The organism is Streptococcus sp. 2018037 (assembly GCF_019754195.1).
Taxonomy (GTDB): Bacteria; Bacillota; Bacilli; order Lactobacillales; family Streptococcaceae; genus Streptococcus; species Streptococcus hashimotonensis.
The window spans coordinates 21,598-40,147 of sequence record NZ_JAIJZQ010000007.1; the positions used below are offsets into that span (position 1 = coordinate 21,598).

13 protein-coding genes are annotated in these 18,550 nt (G+C 40.9%); 3 read left to right on the forward strand and 10 right to left on the reverse strand.

From position 1 onward, the window contains the following. Window positions 1–70: 70 nt before the first annotated feature. The 8 genes from thrC to adhE all read right to left on the reverse strand — a co-directional run bounded on the left by thrC (window position 71) and on the right by adhE (window position 14,047). Window positions 71–1,555, reverse strand: coding sequence for a threonine synthase (gene thrC / locus K5Q29_RS04095; protein ID WP_105139349.1), 1,485 nt, complete (start codon window positions 1,553–1,555; stop codon window positions 71–73). A gap of 96 nt (window positions 1,556–1,651) precedes the next feature. Then, complete coding sequence (locus K5Q29_RS04100) at window positions 1,652–4,750, reverse strand: type I restriction endonuclease subunit R (RefSeq protein WP_105139350.1); 3,099 nt, start codon at window positions 4,748–4,750, stop codon at window positions 1,652–1,654. 63 nt (window positions 4,751–4,813) lie between these two features. Further along, window positions 4,814–6,139 carry a reverse transcriptase domain-containing protein gene (locus K5Q29_RS04105; RefSeq protein WP_172699662.1) on the reverse strand — a complete coding sequence of 442 codons (1,326 nt, stop codon included), beginning with the start codon at window positions 6,137–6,139 and terminating at the stop codon, window positions 4,814–4,816. 405 nt (window positions 6,140–6,544) lie between these two features. Further along, complete coding sequence (locus K5Q29_RS04110; protein ID WP_136670765.1) at window positions 6,545–7,153, reverse strand: restriction endonuclease subunit S; 609 nt, start codon at window positions 7,151–7,153, stop codon at window positions 6,545–6,547. 28 nt (window positions 7,154–7,181) lie between these two features. After that, window positions 7,182–8,384, reverse strand: coding sequence for a restriction endonuclease subunit S (locus K5Q29_RS04115; RefSeq protein WP_221877011.1), 1,203 nt, complete (start codon window positions 8,382–8,384; stop codon window positions 7,182–7,184). After that, entirely contained in the window at window positions 8,381–9,388 is a 1,008-nt protein-coding gene (locus K5Q29_RS04120; protein ID WP_105139353.1) for a virulence RhuM family protein, read from the reverse strand. The genes K5Q29_RS04115 and K5Q29_RS04120 overlap by 4 nt, the downstream gene beginning before the upstream one ends. Beyond that, window positions 9,378–10,934: a type I restriction-modification system subunit M gene (locus tag K5Q29_RS04125; protein ID WP_105139380.1), complete on the reverse strand. Its 1,557-nt coding sequence runs from the start codon at window positions 10,932–10,934 to the stop codon at window positions 9,378–9,380. The genes K5Q29_RS04120 and K5Q29_RS04125 overlap by 11 nt, the downstream gene beginning before the upstream one ends. Window positions 10,935–11,395: 461 nt before the next feature. Further along, the gene (gene adhE / locus K5Q29_RS04130) at window positions 11,396–14,047 is read right to left on the reverse strand and encodes a bifunctional acetaldehyde-CoA/alcohol dehydrogenase (RefSeq protein ID WP_024411929.1); all 2,652 of its coding nucleotides are present in this window, start codon (window positions 14,045–14,047) and stop codon (window positions 11,396–11,398) included. A 452-nt stretch (window positions 14,048–14,499) separates the two neighbouring features. On the opposite strand from adhE, the gene adhP reads away from it, so the two are divergent. Then, entirely contained in the window at window positions 14,500–15,525 is a 1,026-nt protein-coding gene (gene adhP, locus K5Q29_RS04135) for an alcohol dehydrogenase AdhP (RefSeq protein WP_105139354.1), read from the forward strand. Window positions 15,526–15,611: 86 nt separating this feature from the next. On the opposite strand, the gene hisS is transcribed toward adhP, so the two are convergent. Continuing rightward, entirely contained in the window at window positions 15,612–16,895 is a 1,284-nt protein-coding gene (gene hisS / locus K5Q29_RS04140; RefSeq protein ID WP_105139355.1) for a histidine--tRNA ligase, read from the reverse strand. A gap of 114 nt (window positions 16,896–17,009) precedes the next feature. After that, on the reverse strand, window positions 17,010–17,711 hold the full coding sequence (locus K5Q29_RS04145; RefSeq protein ID WP_044761781.1) for a hypothetical protein: 702 nt from the start codon (window positions 17,709–17,711) through the stop codon (window positions 17,010–17,012). Between the two features lie 277 nt (window positions 17,712–17,988). Here K5Q29_RS04145 and rpmF point away from each other — a divergent pair, with 277 nt between their 5' ends. Both rpmF and rpmG read left to right on the forward strand, forming a co-directional pair. Then, window positions 17,989–18,171 (forward strand): 50S ribosomal protein L32, encoded by a 183-nt coding sequence (gene rpmF, locus K5Q29_RS04150; RefSeq protein WP_002937589.1) that lies wholly within the window; start codon window positions 17,989–17,991, stop codon window positions 18,169–18,171. Between the two features lie 15 nt (window positions 18,172–18,186). Beyond that, a complete protein-coding gene (rpmG, locus tag K5Q29_RS04155; RefSeq protein WP_002262412.1) occupies window positions 18,187–18,336 on the forward strand; it encodes a 50S ribosomal protein L33 in 150 nt (49 codons plus the stop codon). The last annotated feature ends 214 nt before the right edge of the window (window positions 18,337–18,550 follow it).

Consider the following 18,550-nt stretch of genomic DNA (forward strand, 5'->3'; position numbering starts at 1 on the left):
ATTTTAATTTAAATTACAAAAAGAAAACAAACTGCTCAAAATAAGCAGTTTGTCATAAAATAAATTGATATTAGACACCCAGATAGCGCTCTACTTCAGCCTGCATATCTGCAGCTGCAACAACGGTATTGTGGCGGACTGGTGCAGTTTCCAAGCCGTCCACAGCTGGTGGTAGGGCTACACCTGAAATCTCATGCAATTTGGCAAGGGCTTCGAAGTCAGTCAAGCCTGACTGGCCTGTCACAGCTTCAACCGCAACCACTGGGAACTTGTACGGACTTGCTGTAGAAGCAATCACTGTCGGAGTTTGGTCACCTGTTTGCTCCACATACTGTTTATAGACAGCTGAGGCAACAGCCGTGTGTGGATCTTCAATGTAGTCTGACTCCTCATAGACACGCTTGATTTCCGCAGCGGTTTCTTCTTCTGTCGCAAAGGCGGCAGCAAAGAGAGAGAGGATATCCGCGTCAGCTCCTTGAATGTCATACTGACCAGCTGTGTTCAAGGCTTCCATCAGCTCAGCTGTTTTTGCAGCGTCATTGCCAAAGAGGTGGAAAATCAACCGCTCCAAGTTAGAAGACACCAAGATGTCCATGGACGGACTGGTGGTCACGCGGAAGGTACGGTTCTTGTCGTAAACGCCCGTCGAGAAGAAGTCGGTTAGGACATTGTTATCGTTGGAAGCACAGATGAGCTTGCCAACTGGCAGACCGATCTGCTTAGCGTAGTAAGCCGCCAAGATGTTACCGAAGTTTCCTGTCGGAACGGTGAAGTTGACCTTGTCTCCCGCCGCAATCTCACCAGTCTTAACCAGTTGAGCATAGGCATAGACATAGTAAACAATCTGTGGCACCAAGCGGCCGATGTTCATGGAGTTGGCAGATGAAAACTGAAGTTTCTTAGCCGCCAATTTGGCACGAAGGGCCTCATCATTGAACATATGCTTGACGTTGGTTTGGGCATCGTCAAAGTTTCCGTCAATGGCCACCACGTGGGTATTAGCCCCTGTCTGCGTGGTCATCTGCAATTCTTGGACCTTAGACACCCCGTCGCGTGGGTAGAAAACAATGATTTGCGTGCCAGGAACGTCCGCAAAACCAGCCATAGCCGCCTTGCCTGTATCGCCTGAAGTCGCGGTCAAGATGACAATCTCATTTTCCAAACCGTGCTTTTTAGCCGCCGTCGTCATCAAGTAAGGGAGGATGGACAGAGCCATGTCCTTGAAGGCAATGGTTGAGCCACGGAAGAGTTCCAAGTTGTACTGACCGTTGAGCTTAACAACTGGGGCAATAACTGACGTGTCAAACTTGCTGTCGTAGGCATTGTTGATACAGTAGTCCAGCTCGTCTGCCGTGAAATCATCTAAGAAAGCCGACAAAATCAGCTTGGCAACTTCTTGATAAGAAGCATCTTTGAGAACAGAAAAATCCAAGTCAACTGTTGGAATAGAAATCGGTGTAAACAAACCACCGTCGGTCGCCAAGCCCTGTAAAATCGCCTGACTAGCCGATACAGTATTTTTTGCATCACGTGTTGATTGATAAACTAGTGTCATAATATTCCCCGTAAAAATCTATTTTTTCTATTCTACCACAAATTGACAGAAAATTGTGAAAGATAAGCCAAAAAACCGAACAGATGTCCGGTTTGCTTAGTCGATACTTCCACCAATCCCCTTAAATTTTTCAACCAAGGCACTGATTTTTTGGAAAACAGTCTGCTTCTTCGTATGATACTGAGGATTGAGGGGGCTCATCTTTGGCAAGGTTTCGTTGAGAGCATTCCCATTTTCACTGGCATATTCCCTCCTCAAAGAAAGTTGAATATACCGCTTGGCACTCTCTTCATTCAAGCCTTCTTTTTGAATAAGCTCGGCAACTTCTTTTTTCTGTTCCTCCCGAGCAAAGAGGAAGAATTTTTCGATAATATCCGTCTTATCCACAAAACTATCCAAATCACTTCGACGAATAAACTTTACAATCAAGTCTTCCTTGGCTCGATTACCAAGACTGGCACGAATTGTCCGTATGATTTCTTCTACCAAAGCGTCCTTGTCCGACACTGTTTTATTGGTTTCAAAAATCAATTCCAAGATATAATCCAGATTGATCTCTTGTGATTTCAACAACTCAATCTCAAAAACCACCGAATCCCAATCTACTGTTGATTTGCTGTCTTGCTGATTTTGGCATTCTCGGGTATACCAATCTCTGATGTCATTGTAGGCGGAACGATAGTCCTGAATTTCCCGAACTGTCGGTATAGGAAGCTGAGCCAGCTCTTCCATCGTTTCAATCTCCATCCGGTATTTTGCTTGAAAAGCAGCTACTTCCTCAGGATTTTCAAAATCAACCATCTGAACAGCCTGCAATCGCACAAAGTCATCGTAGTTTTGGAGAATATTATCCAACTTCAAAAACTTCCCAAACAAATCTACAAAGGCTTTCTTATCACTTTCTTTGACAATCTCTCTTGGATCTGGAAAACGCTCCAGGAGCTCCTGTGCAACAGCCAAGTAACCCGCTTCTTGCTCGCCAGCATCGACATAACCATCTAAGTAATCTTTATAGGAGCGTTCCAACAAGACCTCTGCTGTTTCCGTTTTTCCAAAGAGCTTGATCGCATCTGTCGTCGCCTTCTCCAAATCTCGAAATGTTACGATATTGCCAAAAGACTTAGTTGCATCATAAATCCGATTAGTTCGTGAAAAGGCCTGAATCAGACCATGATAGCGGAGATTTTTATCCACAAATAAGGTATTCAAAGTAGGGGCATCAAAACCTGTCAAGAACATTCCCACTACAATCAATAAATCGACCTCACCCGTCTTCACTCGCTTGGCTAAGTCACGGTAATAATTCTGGAAATCATTGCCGTTGATGGTATAATTGGTCTGAAACAGGTCATTGTAATCATGCACACAACGACTTAAAAATTCCTTACTGCTGAGGTCTGGTAAGTCATTCGGAGTAAAATTCTCATCATCAATTTCCCCAATCGCAGCCTGGGCCTCGTTAGCCGCAAAAGAGAAAATCGTCGCGATTTTTAGTGGTTTTTCTCGTCCTGCTTGCTGCTCCTGCAATTCCTGGTAATAGGCTTTGGCAGCTTCAACACTCGAAACGGCAAACATAGCATTAAAGCCTTTTCCTGACTGGCGATGTGTTTTTTGATTGAAATGCTCCAAGATATAGCTGGAAATTTCTGAGATGCGAGTTGGGTGTAAAAGAGCTTTCTTGGTCTCAGCAGCACTCAACTTTTCCAAATCCTGCTCTGTTTCATAGGCCTTGAATTGTGGGCGGACATCATTGTAATCCACCATGAATTTCAAGACCTTCTGATCCCGTATGGCATCCGTGATAACGTAAGAATGGAGTTCTTTTCCAAAGACAGATTGAGTGGTTTCTGCACCTAAAGCATTCTCCACCTTAATCGGTGTCCCTGTAAAGCCAAATTGACAATATTTCTTGAATTTTTGCTTCAGGCGTTTTTGGGCCTCTCCAAACTGCGAGCGGTGACACTCATCAAAGATGAAAACCACTTGCTTGTCATAGATTTCGTGCTCCTGCTCACTTGTCATGAAATGATTGAGCTTTTGAATGGTGGTCACCACAATTTTATTGTCATCTTTTTCAATATTTCGCTTGAGCCCTGCAGTACTATTGGAGCCATTGACCGAATCTGGCGAGAAACGCTGGTACTCCTTCATGGTCTGATAATCCAAGTCCTTGCGGTCCACCACGAAAAAGACCTTGTCCACTTCGGCCATCTCCGTCGCCAAGCGTGCCGCTTTAAAACTAGTCAAGGTCTTTCCAGATCCAGTCGTATGCCAGATATAGCCACCTGTTTCCGGTCCACTCTTGATTTTTGAAGCAATAGCAGAGCGAATTTTCCAGATAATCCTCTCAGTTGCCGCAATCTGATAAGGACGCATGATTAACAAGGTATCACTGGTATCAAAAACGGAATAGTTAATCAAGACATTTAACAAGGTCTGCTTGCTTAAGAAAGTTGCTGTGAAGTCCTTCAAATCCTTGATCGGATTATTATTCTTCAAGGCCCAATTCATAGTGAAATCAAAGGAATTCTTATTCCGCTTGGTCGTATTGGCAAAGTAGCGGGTATCTGTCCCATTTGAAATAATAAAGAGTTGCAGGTACTTGAAGAGGGAATTTTCTTCGTTAAAACTTTCCTTACTATAGCGATGAACCTGGTTAAAAGCCTCCCGAATGGCAACTCCACGTTTTTTCAACTCAATCTGAACCAAGGGCAACCCATTGACCAAAAGGGTCACATCGTACCGATTGGCACTCGTACCGGTCTGCTTCATCTGGTTAATGATCTGCAATTTGTTTCGACTGATGTTTTTCTTATCCCACAGGTAAATATTTTGAATATGCCCGTCATCAAAAATAAAGTCATAGACGTGATCATCATGAAGCTTACGCGTCCGATCAATCAAACTCTCGCTTGGTTTATTCAAATACTCATCCAAAAACCGTTGCCACTCCGCATCCGTAAAGCTAACACGATTGAGCGTTTCCATCTGTTCCCGAAGATTTCCCAACAAGACTTCCGGAGTAGTCAGGTAGTTCAGATACTCATAGCCTTGCTGTTGTAGATCGCTAATCAGCTCCCTCTCCAAATCAGCTTCTGTCTGATAATGATTGGGCTGTACTGACTTCACATACTTGTCCAAAACGATGAAATTGTTGGATTCGATAATCGGGTCTGTTTGAATGAATTCGGACATATCTTCTCCTTCTATGTTCATTTCTAAATCAATAAACTCTCTATAGAACTTCTATATTTTGTACTATATCTTAGAATGTATTTTATATTTTAAGGCTTTCTCAATGATTTTTTTCCTGTTCTTAAGTTGTTCCATCATCAGATTATTAGTATTAGGAGATATTTTATCAAACACCCTCTGTGCTCTTTTGGCATAATCAATAAAGTTACTTCTATATCGTTCTGATTTTCCAAAATCAGTATAAAGAGAATATATTTTATGTCTATTGGGTAGCTTTTTAAGGGACTTTCTTCGCTTTATCACATAGGATTTTTGTATGAGCTTTTTTGCATCACGATAAAATTTGCCAATACTTTTCTCTCTAATTTTGACATCAATTCCATTAAATGTAAAACCTAAATAATCTATTTGACTAGCCTTGAACTGGATAACATCTTGTACTTCCCTTTGACAAAACAGTCTACACTTTAGTTTTTCTTTCTGGATACTAATTTCATTGAGACTAGATAACATTTCTATTCTTTTTAGAATAGTGTCTTTAAAATCATTAATTGTAGATTTATCATCTATTTTCAACGGTAAAACCAATATAAAATCATCAGAGTATCTTTGATAAAAACCATTGTATTGAATTGCTATGCTATTCATCTCTATATCAAAGTCGACTGCATAAACATTAGCCAAAACTCCACTAATGGGACTACCTTGAGGGATACCAAATAATTTTTTATTATACTGAATTTTATGAACTTTTCTATAATTTCTAAACTCTTGAAGATTATGGAAATAGGCTCCCTTCTCCCCAGTCGTCTCTCGCTCTAATATCTCCTTAGATAAGTAACCAAATTTTGTAATTGACTTAAAAACATTGTACCAATCTTCAGAAAGGCAATCCACTTTTAGCACCCTCGCTAGACGTTTTTTCAGCAAAAAATGATTTAATGTATCGAAGTAACTTTCAAAATCCCCAATAACTATGAGACTAGCTTCACACTCAACGATTTTTGATATCGCCTTTGCCGCAAAATGTATATTTGATTGTGATGGCTTATTTATCCTATAAGCGACGGATAAATCGTCGATATTGTTTTCTCCCGACCAGATATCATATTTTTCATTCAACATATCGCTATAGTAACGATAAATATAACTATCCAAATGTCCAGCATAATAAATAGAACGTTTCTTTTCCTTTACAATACCTTTAGTTTCTCCATCCGCAAGTTGTTTTATATATTTTTTTATTACAAGATCATAATGAATAAACGGCAAAAAACTATGTCTTGCTACACATAAGGGGTTCAGGACATAGTTTTTTACTTTATCAAAAGAGATTTTCCTATCAATATGTTTATATTGTTTAGTATTATATGTACGGGTTTTAGGCATATAGTTATAAAACAAAAGGAGCAATATGAGTCTTTAGGTCGGTGTTCCTAAGTTACTGACATCATATTGCACACTTCTTTTCTTAAGCACCGAGTAAAAAATTCAAATCTATGGTTAACGTTAGTTGAATATTAATGTCAAAGATGTATTGTGACATAATTATTCCTCCTATGGCAGTGGATGCTTGATGTATGAACCACGAGATATTTGTTGGAAGAGGTTGCAACCTCTGAACGTTCAGAGAAACAGTTGCAACATTCTTGTTTCCATATTGTTCACCGGCAGATGAAATCTGAGAACGAGCGTGAATGTATCTCAACAAGAATAGTATACCACAAATCGTGATAAAATCTCTTTTACTATAAGCACTTTCTTATAGGCATCTATAATTATAACAAAATGTAATTAGGAAATCAAATTAAATAATTTATTCGACCAATACTCATATTGCTTCTGACGCAGTTCAATTTCCTTTGGCAAACCTTGAGAAATCGAAGTTGTTAACTCATCGAATTTGTCGAGAATAGCAACGATACGTTTTTGAGTTGAGAGAGAGGGTAAGTTGATAATGAATTTCTCCATATCTTTAGCATTGATACGAATAACTTTTGTTCCTGTGACTTTTTTCTCTTTTTGTCCTTGAAAGTGAATGGACTTAAAGAAGTAATTCAAAAATCTTGAGTGTTGAGTAGTTTTCGCTATATAAGCATCTCCCGAAATCCCTACTTCTTCATTCCCTTCCCAAACAACTGCCTTGCCAACATCTTCAACATTTTCGGAAGTTGTCGCCATGACAATATCCCTTGGCTGAGCTTTCTTTAATTTAGCAAAGACACTTTGGTCGGTGAAAGAAATTGTCTTATCCGTCGAAAAGCCATAGCGAGTGTAAATCTGACCGTAATGAATAACGGGGTAACCCTCTTCTGTAAAATCTTTCTTCTGAAGGCCATTTCCACGAGTAAAGGTGCAGATTGCCCCCAACTCTACCCGTATAGTTCCAAAGACCCACTGCAAGAGGCGAATTAGGTCGGACGCTCCCCGCTCACTGTCCACTGTCCACTGTCCACTGTCCAGGATACACGCCTTCGGCGGTGAATGTCAAGAGTTTTTCTCTAAAATATTCATACTGTTTTTGGCGTAGCTCAATCTCCTTGGGCAGTCCGATATTGAGATCGTTACAAACTGCATCAAAGTTGTCAAGGACCTCGACGATGCGAGATTGAGCTTTCTTACTTGGCACTGGTAGTTTATATTGTTCTACTAAACTATTTGAAATCGCTGGATAACTAGCTCCACTTTGATTTTCTTCAACAAAGTTATTAAAAGCATTAGAGCCCAAAATATGATATATATAATTGGGCAGAACCTCATCAGAGGCTCTAAATACATAAAAACCCGTGCTACAAATTTGATTATCAAATTCGAGAGGGATTTTAGCATATCTCCTCAATGTTGGTCGTGTGGTCCCAAAAATAATATCATTTTCTTTAACAATTTTTTGAGCTCGACTTGGTGCAGTATACTTAGTAATTTCTGTTGTTTCCGTAATCTTTTTACTATCCTTATCAACAGATGAGAGATCAATATAAGAAAAACATTGTTCTCCATGACTTTTCCAAGAAATATTTTCTGTTGGAAGCCCCACCTCCCCCAAAGTCTTCCACTCAACTTGATAAACCTCATCTTCAAAAGAGAGGAGTTTATCACGATAAAAAGAGTATTGCTTTTGGCGGTCGGCCAATTCTGCGGTTAATTCTGTAACATATTCCGTGAATTTGTCAAGTATTTTCACAATTTTTTCTTGAATTTTTAGGGGAGGTAACGGAAGAAGCATTTTTGTGATTTTATCACTTTTTAAAGCTGGAATACCTGCACCATGTTGGAAATCCATTAAATAAGATTGTTTCATTTTTAAAAAATGGTACAAATATCTATTATTAACTCGTGTAATATCTGGCAATAAATAATAGCAATGTGCATTTGCCCAAAACTTCGTTGTCACAAAGTTAACAAATCCTGCCGAAGCTCCTCCCTGGCTTATAATTATTGTGTTCTCCGTTACATTATAACTATCCGTTCTACCAGAATAGGTCTTTCCCCCATTATAAGCAGGGTACTGACCGTCATCAACTAAGAAAGTCTTATTTAATTGTTTTCCCTTATTAACAACACACACTTCCCCCAACTCTTTCCACTCTACACCATTAGGGCAGAGGTCAGCTATCATTTCTTCTATTTTGGTCATTTTTTCTCCCCCTCTTGAGCTGTTTTTTCTAGGTGTTTGATGTGGGCTAGGTAGTCTTTTTCAACTTGACTGAGGGTCTTGGCTTTATATTTTCGGTACTCTTGACTGACTTTTTCCGTCATCTGCTCGCGGGATATAGTTCCTGCATGGGTCAGGAGGTCCTCACCCGTTGCCTGTAATATCCGATCTACGTGCTGAATCCAGTCTGCCATGGTCATGACAATCTGACGTTGGGCCTGCCTCTCGGCAAAATCTAAATACCCCGATACCAACTGATTGAGACCTTGCAACTCTTGCTCGGTCAGATAATTTTTGGCAACTGTAGCCTCCGACAAAGTTGGCAAGTCACCCTTGAAGGTCGTCAAGCCCATAAATTCCTTCTCACTATCTACTCTAGTGTAAATCAGTTCACTTGCGGTATGGTGATGAATGGCGTAATGCAACTTATTCTGCACCGTTGCAAAAAATTGCTGGGCTTCACTACTTCTTGCATTATAGTCACTTGAGGTCGCAAACAAGTCTAAAATCTGACGATAAAACACTTTTTCGCTTGAACGAATGTCTCGAATGCGGTCAAGGAGTTCCTTGAAATAAGACCCGCCGCCCAAATTTTTCAAACGGTCATCGTCCATAGCAAAACCTTTGATCAAGTACTCTTTTAAAACCGTTGAAGCGTAGTTCCGAAATTGTACCCCACGAGGTGACCGTACTCGGTAGCCGATAGCCAGTATCATATCCAGATTGTAGTAAGCAGTTTTTCGGCTCTGGGTTTTGCCTGCCATTGCCCCGTGTTGAGTGGTTGTCAACTGGTAGTTGACAACCACTTTTTCATCAAGTTCTCCGTCCTCAAAAATAGCCTTAATATGCTTGCTGATATTCTGCTTGGAAGTCTGAAAAAGTTCCGCTAACTCCAACTGGGTCAGCCAGACTGTCCCATTGTCCAGATGAAGTTCGATTGATACATTGCCGTCATCTGTTGTGTAGATGATGATATCATTGGTCATGACTCAACTCCTCCACAATCTTGTCAATCTCAGCACGCAGACGGTCAATATTTTTCACAGTTTCAGCAATATCTTTGTTCAACTGAACGATGTCAATCTTCTCTCGCGTATCTTCCTTTTCTACATAGGTCGAAACAGACAGGTTGTAATCATTTTCGACAATCTTCTCATGTGATGCAACTGAAACAAAGTATTCTTTATCTTCTCCCTTGTCAAATCCATCTAAAATATTCTGGATATTGTCTTCGGTTAAGATGTTATTATTGGTTTCTTTTTTAAATTCCCGACTGGCATCGATAAAGAGTGTATCTGTCGTATTCTTATTTTTAGCCAAAACAAGAATACAGGTGGCAATAGAGGTTCCAAAAAAGAGATTGTCTGGTAGCTGAATAACAGCCTCCACAAAGTTTCCGTCTACCAAATACTTCCGGATTTTTTGCTCCGCACCTCCGCGATAAAAAATACCAGGGAAGGTCACGATGGCTGCTCTGCCTTTTGACGAAAGATAGGAAAGACTGTGCATGATGAAGGCAAAGTCAGCCTTGGACTTGGGAGCCAAGATCCCAGCTGGTGCAAAGCGATCATCATTGATTAAGGTTGGATCATCGCTGCCAATCCACTTGATAGAATACGGTGGGTTGGACACGATGGCATCAAAAGGCTTGTCGTTGCCATGTTTGGGGTCCAGCAGGGTATTGCCACGCTCAATGCTAAATTTATCATAGTTAATATTGTGAAGAAACATATTCATCCGAGCCAGGTTATAGGTGGTCATATTGATTTCCTGCCCATAAAACCCATCTTCAATAATGTGCTCGGTAAACTGCTTCTTGGCCTGAAGCAAGAGAGAGCCTGAACCACACGCAGGGTCGTAGATTTTGTTAATCTTATTCTTCTCATCTTTCCCCAGCATGACAATCTTAGCCAGCAACTTGGACACGCTTTGAGGGGTGAAAAATTCCCCGCCTGACTTACCAGCATTCGAGGCATAGTTTGAAATCAAGAACTCATAAGCATCACCAAATAGGTCGATTTTGTTGTCCTCGAAATCCCCAAAATCAAGATTAGCAATCTCTTCTAAAATATCCACCAAACGCTGATTTCTTTCCGCAACGGAATTGCCCAGACGGTTACTCCGCGTGTCAACATCATCAAAGAGGCCCTTGATATCATGCTCACTGTCATAGCCAACCGCACTATCCTCAATGGCATCAAAAATCTTCCTCAACTCCGTGTTGAGATTTTCGTTACCTCTAGCCTGTTTCACCACATTTGAAAATAACTGCGACGGATAGATAAAATATCCCTTGGTTTTGACTGCATCATCCTTGATGACATCTGTAATCTGCCCCTCTGGGAAATTAGCATAATCTACATCTGGATCTCCACCCTCGATGTAATTTTTAAAATTCTCACTGATAAAACGGTAGAACAGAATTCCCAAGACGTACTGTTTGAAATCCCAACCATCTACTGCTCCTCGTACCTTATCTGCAATCGCCCATATTTTCCGGTGAAGTTCCTGTCTTTGTGCTTGCTCTGACATCATCATTACCTCAATTTACTAAAAACTAGTATTAGTATACCATTTTTTCAATTGCTAGAGAACCCTGTCCCTATGGATATTTTCTCCCCCAACATACAACACAACTTCAAACGCATAAATTACCAATATAGACTAGTAAAGTCAGATTTCGCAATGACCTTTACCTTATCAACATTTATTAATCAACTATTCATGCACAAAAACACCAACCTACTCACGTAAGCTGGTGTTGAGAAAGTTTTGGAGGCTAGTCCAATTGTTTATACAAGGATTATTAAGAAATGATTTGTTAACAAACACTTGCATATACATTTTGAAATCAGTTTTTCCTAAGAGAGTATAGGCGGCGAAGGCGAAGCTAAACCATCAAGGAATGATTTTCTAAACGAGACGAGGCAAAGCAACGTAGACATAACTAAAGTTAGGCAAGGAGCTTTAACGATGTATCGTGACGAAAATCCTTACTTGATGCGACCTGGACGTTCTTTGTAACCGTAGTAGGCGTCTTCGATGATTTCTTGCATGTGGTCAACCATTGCTAGACGTGGGTTAGCTGGTGTACATTGGTCTTCGTAGGCAAGAAGAGCCAATTCGCGAGAGTGTTCTTTAAGTTCTTTCTCGTCGATACCTTGTGCTTTTAAGTTCATTTGGATACCGATGCGTTCACCGAGGTCGTAAACTGCTTGTGCGTATGCAGCAACAGCTTCTTCTGGTGTTGAACATGGCAAGCCTAGAAGACGAGCGATGTCTTGGTATTTTTCATCTGCTTTATAGTAGTTGTACTTAGGCCATGTAGCTGTCTTAGCTGGACGAGTACCGTTGTAGCGGATAACATATGGAAGCAAGATAGCGTTTGTACGACCGTGAACAGTATGGAAACGTCCACCAATCTTATGAGCCATTGAGTGAGAAATACCTAGGAATGCGTTGGCGAAGGCCATACCTGCCATAGTTGATGCGTTGTGCATTTTCTCACGTGATACAAAGTCAGCATTCTTCACTGAGCTTTCAAGGTTTTCAAATACTAGTTTGATAGCTTGAAGTGCTAAACCATCTGTAAAGTCGTTTGCTACTGTTGAAACGTATGCTTCTGTAGCGTGAGTCAATACGTCCATACCAGTATCTGCTGTAACGTGTGCAGGTACTGTCAATACGAGTGCTGGGTCAACGATTGCCACAGTTGGTGTCAATGAGTAGTCAGCGATTGGGTATTTACGGTTGTTTGCTTTATCAGAGATTACGGCGAACGGTGTTACTTCTGAACCTGTACCTGATGTAGTTGGAATCGCGATAAACTTAGATTTCTTACCAAGTTCTGGGAACTTGAAGGCACGTTTACGGATATCCATGAATTTTTGAACTAGGTCATGGAAATCAACTGTTGGTTGCTCGTAGAAGAGCCACATAACTTTGGCAGCATCCATTGGTGAACCACCACCGAGTGCGATGATTGTATCTGGTTTGAAGGTACGCATCAATTCTGTACCTTTATAAACTGTTGTGATATCTGGATCTGGCTCAACGTCTGAGAAGATTTGGTAAACAACTTTATTACGACGAAGGTCCAATTGTTCGATGATACGATCTAGGAATCCAAGCTCTACCATGGCACGGTCTGTAACGATCATGACACGTTCAACGTCACGACATTTTTGGAGATATTGGATAGAATCACGTTCGAAGTATGTTTTAGAAGGAACTTTAAACCATTGCATATTATTTCTACGTCTTCCTACTTTCTTGATGTTGAGCAAGTTCATAGCACTTACGTTATCACTGATTGAGTTGCGTCCGTAAGAACCACAACCAAGTGTCAATGATGGCAAGAATGCGTTGTAAACATCACCGATACCACCGAAAGTAGATGGAGAGTTCCAAATAACACGGATAGCACGTACGATTGTACCAAACTCTTTCGCCAATTCTGCGTCTTCCGTATGAATAGCTGCAGAGTGACCGAGACCGTGGAATTCAACCATTTGGCGAGCTGCTTCAAGACCTTCTGCACGACCATCAACTTTCAAGACGGCAATAACAGGTGACAATTTCTCGCGAGTCAATGGCTCTTTTTCACCGATTTCAGCAACCTCAGCTGCCAAGATGTTTGTACCTTCTGGTACTGAGAAGCCAGCCTGCTCAGCAATCCATGCAGCTGGGCGACCAACGATGTCCGCATTCAATTTGCCTTCTGCACAGTTTTTGCTGTTAGCTTTCACACCGAAGCAGTATTCTTCAAGAAGAGCTTTTTCTTTCTTATTAACGAAGTAAGTTTTGTAAGATTTGAATTCTGCTACAAACTCATCGTAAACTTCTTTATCAATGATAACTGCTTGTTCTGACGCACAGACCATACCGTTGTCAAATGACTTAGACATAACGATGTCATGTGCTGCCTGACGGATGTTTGCAGATTTTTCAATATAGGCTGGAACGTTACCTGCACCTACACCAAGGGCAGGTTTACCACAAGAGTAAGCTGCACGCACCATTGCGTTACCACCAGTTGCAAGGATTGTTGCAATACCATCATGTTTCATCAACTCAGACGTTGCTTCCATAGATGGTTTTGTTACCCACTGGATACAGTTTTCAGGGGCACCAGCTGCCACAGCTGCTTCATAGACAACACGAGCTGCATGAGCAGAAGATTCTTGTGCAGATGGGTGGAAGGCAAAGACAATTGGATTACGTGTCTTCAAGGCAATCAATGATTTAAAGATTGCTGTAGAAGTTGGGTTTGTTGTTGGTGTGATACCACAAACAACACCGACCGGCTCAGCAATCAAAGTCAAACCTGTCACTTCATCTTCTTCGATAACACCAACAGTTTTCGTGTGGCGCATGTTATTGACAACGTGCTCACAGGCAAACAAGTTCTTAGTAGCCTTGTCTTCGAATACCCCACGCTTGGTTTCTTCAAAGGCGTGCATTGCCAATTCACCGTGTTTATCAAGGGCTGCAACCGAAGCTTTCGCTACAATATAGTCTACTTCTTCTTGACCGAGTTTACGGAACTCATCAAGAGCAACCAAACCTTTTTGAACAAGCTCATCGACGTGCTTGCGCGCTTCTACCAACTTTTCTTCTGGTGATACTACTTTTTTATCAGCCATTGTGTTCCTCCAAATATACTCGCTAACTATTTGTTAACTTTTTCACAATGTTATTCTACTATTTTTTATTTTATTTGTAAAGAGAAATTGTTAATTTTTTCACATTTTTTCTGTTTTGTTATAGAAAGCGCTTACTTTTTCCTGTTTTCAGAAAACATTCGGATTTGTTTCTGCTTTGTTTGGTCAAAAAATACATAAAGTAAGACAAATCTTTATCATTTATTCTTTCTCTAACATTTACGATACTAGTTTATCAAGAAAACGCTTCCAAGTAAATAGATTTTTTTGAAAATATTGTAGTAATTACTTGATAATTTTCAATTTTATATTCATTTGTCCCTTCTTTTATACTCTTGCATTTTTGTCTACATTGTGATATTCTTAACAATATAAAGCAACTATATTAACACATCCAAAAATGTACATAAAATATTAAAACAGGAGGTCTGCTTATGAAAGCAGTCGTTGTAAATCCAGAATCTACTGGTGTTGTCGTTGTCGATAAGGAACTTCGTCCACTCGAAGCTGGTGAGGCTTTGGTCCAAATTGAGTACTGTGGTGTTTGTCACACTGACCTCCACGTTGCCAATGGTGATTTTGGTAAGGTTCCTGGTCGCGTTCTTGGTCACGAAGGTATCGGTATTGTGACTGAAATTGCTCCAGATGTGACTAGCTTAAAAGTTGGCGATCGTGTGAGTGTTGCTTGGTTCTTCCAAGGTTGTGGCACTTGTGAATATTGTACAACTGGTCGGGAAACCCTTTGCCGTACTGTTAAAAATGCCGGCTACTCTGTTGACGGTGGTATGGCTGAGCAATGTATCGTAACTGCTGACTATGCGGTAAAAGTACCAGAAGGTCTTGATCCAGCTCAAGCAAGTTCTATCACCTGTGCTGGCGTAACCTGCTACAAAGCTATCAAAGAAGCACACTTGGAACCAGGTCAATGGATTGCTATCTATGGTGCTGGTGGACTCGGAAACCTTGCTGTACAATACGCTAAAAAAGTCTTCAACGCTCATGTTATCACCGTAGACATCAATAATGATAAATTGGAACTCGCCAAAGAAGTTGGTGCAGATGTGACGATCAACGGACTTGAAGTAGAAGATGTTCCTGGATATATTAAAGAAATTACTGGTGGCGGTGTACACTCTACTGTTGTAACAGCTGTTTCCAAAGTAGCCTTCAACCAAGCTATTGACAGTGTTCGTGCTGGTGGATATGTAGTAGCTGTAGGACTTCCATCTGAATACATGGACCTCAGTATCGTGAAGACTGTGCTAGACGGTATCAAGGTAGTCGGCTCACTAGTTGGTACTCGTAAAGATTTAGAAGAGGCCTTCCACTTCGGTGCTATGGGACTAGTTGTTCCAGTCGTTCAAAAACGTCCTGTCGAAGATGCCGAAGCAGTCTTCAATGAAATGGTTGCTGGCACTATCCAAGGTCGTATGGTCTTAGACTTCTGCCACTCACACTAATTCATTCTCCACTATTTTCAAGAAGTGATTGCCCAATCGCTTCTTTTTTCATGGCTTCTAAAACCACAAAAAAGAAGCAGCCTAGACTACTGCTTCTCCAATTCTTCTAAAATACTTGCAAAATCTGTTTTGAGTGCTTCCAAGCTTGTTTCAACTTGACTTCTTGTCTGGTTATTTTTAACCACAACCTGTCCAGATTCGATTTCGCTGCCACCCAGGGTAATGATGGCCTTAGCTCCAAAGACATCTGCTGACTTAAACTGGGCCTTGAGCTTGCGGTCCAGATAGTCACGTTCTGCACGGAAACCTTGCTTGCGGATGGCTTGAACCAACTCGAGCGCTCCGCCATTGGCCTCCTGACCTAAAACTGCGATGTAGACATCTAGCTGGGTGTCGAGAGGGAGCTCGATGCCTTGCTTTTCAAGGACTAGGATGAGGCGCTCAATCCCCATGCCAAAGCCAAAAGCTGGTGTTTCAGGTCCGTCAAAGTAGGTCACCAAACCATCATAACGACCGCCGGCACAGATGGTCAGGTCGTTGCCACCTACCTCGGTCATAAACTCGAAAATAGTATGGTTATAGTAGTCCAAACCACGCACCATGTTGGTGTCAATCACATAAGCAATGCCTAAGCTGTCCAACATAGTCTTAACCGCTTCAAAGTGAGCAGTACTTTCCTCATCTAGATAGTCCAAGATGGACGGTGCATTTTCCACTGCAACCTTGTCTTCTTTTTCCTTGGAATCCAACACACGCAAAGGATTTTCTTCTAGACGGCGCTGGCTATCCTTGGAAAGCTGGTCCTTGAGCGGCGTCAGATAGTCAATCAAAGCCTGGCGATAAGCGGCACGGCTCTCTGGATTGCCCAGACTGTTGAGGTGGAGGCGGATGTCCTTGATTCCCAACTCTTCAAAGAAGTGATAGGCCATAGCAATGGTTTCTACGTCTGTCGCTGGGTTATTGGAACCAAAGCACTCCACACCAATCTGGTGGAACTGACGGAGACGACCTGCCTGCGGACGCTCATAGCGGAACATTGGACCCATGTAATAGAACTTAGCTGGCTTTTGCACTTCTGGAGCAAAGAGCTTGTTTTCTACATAAGAACGAACAACCGGTGCCGTCCCTTCTGGACGGAGGGTGATATGACGCTCTCCCTTGTCATAGAAATCGTACATCTCCTTGGTCACAATGTCTGTCGTATCGCCAACCGAACGGCTGATCACCTCATAATGCTCGAAGATTGGTGTGCGAATCTCAGCGTAATTGTACTGCTTGAAAATGCTGCGGGTAAAGTTTTCCACATACTGCCATTTGGCAGAATCCTGCGGTAGTAAATCCTGTGTTCCCTTTGGTTTTTGTAGTTTCATGGACTTTCTCATTTCTCTAAATATTGCCCTTTATTTTATCATATTTTGGGCTTTTTTGGAAATGGCAGAGCAGATAAAAAGCCATGTCTACTGACATGACCTTGTTTAAAAGAACTATTTCTTATCCACAATTTGGAAATTCAAGTCGGCCACTTCAATCTCAACCTCAAGTTTTTCTTCTGAATTCAGATTGAGGAGGTTTTCTAAGGCTGTTTCTGCAAAGGCCGCCACTTTTTCTTGGCGTTTTGCGTCATTCAATACTTTCTCACTTGTCTTGTAAATAGCTTCTTGGGATTTATCATTTAGAAATTCCTGTGCCTTTTGTCCAGAGGTGAAAGCATCCACTGCCTTATCTATAAGACCATTGCTATTGTTGCTGATTTTGATTGCTCCATGTTGCTGAGAATCAACTTCGACAAGAACAGGTTTCTTGAAGGTTAAGGTATTGTTTTGAATCTGAACATCTGACTGACCAATCCCTTCCAAGACCAACTTGAACTCAGTCTGCACAGGAATATCAACAGACATTTCACGTCCAACAAAGAGCTTGGTAATAGGCTCAGTCCAGTCTGGCCAATCTTTTAATTTATTGTTTTCAAAGGTCTGGTTGGCAGTCGTATCCACCTCGGCACCTGCTACAACCAGCTTGCTTTCCGCTTCAAACTTCTTAATGACGAACTCATATTGAACCTTATGGGTTCCCTGGAACCAAGCAAAGATACTATTTCTGAACCAGAAGACTCCTAGACCAACAACCAGTAGCAAGACCAAAAGGCTAGCCAACTTTTTCGCGAAAAACTTCCCAACTGTTTTCATACAGTTCTCCTTATATTTATTAAATAATTGGAACTCGTCCTATAACCATTATATATATATGCTGTCAAGTAAATTTTGTATCTTTTTGAACATTATAGCAAAATTTCTTTCGATGGGAATTTAGGTGAATAAAATTTGGTAAAATTTTTAAAAAAATCTGTCAAGTAACTTTACTTTACAAAAAACTTTTGTTATACTGTTAAAGTTGACGAAAGTCATACGCACTATTTTAGATTTAAAAGGGGCTAAGCCCTGAATTTAATGGAGGAAGAAAGAAATGGCAGTACCTGCACGTCGCACTTCAAAAGCGAAGAAAAACAAACGTCGTACTCACTATAAAGTAGCAGCTCCAACTGTGAAATTTGATGAAACTACTGGAGATTACTCACGTTCTCACCGTGTATCTTTGAAAGGATACTACAAAGGACGTAAAATCGCTAAGGCTGCTTCAGCTGAATAATAGAAGGGAGATACCATGCGCGTAAATATTACACTTGAACACAAAGAATCTGGTGAGCGTTTGTACCTTACTTCAAAAAACAAACGTAACACTCCAGACCGTCTTCAATTGAAAAAATACTCACCAAAATTGCGTAAGCACGTGATTTTTACTGAGGTTAAATAAGACAACATACAGAAAGCCTATGAAATCAACGTTTCAAAGGCTTTTTTCTTTTGTTTTTGACAAAATAACTGAATTTTAACTGATTAAAATATATCAAATAATTATTTCTGCTAAATCTAGCATAGCCTGTTCAATCTTATGTTTTCCTTTCTGCATTACATGAAGATAAATTTTCTCTATCTCCTTACTATCCTCAGAATGTCCTACAAATTCT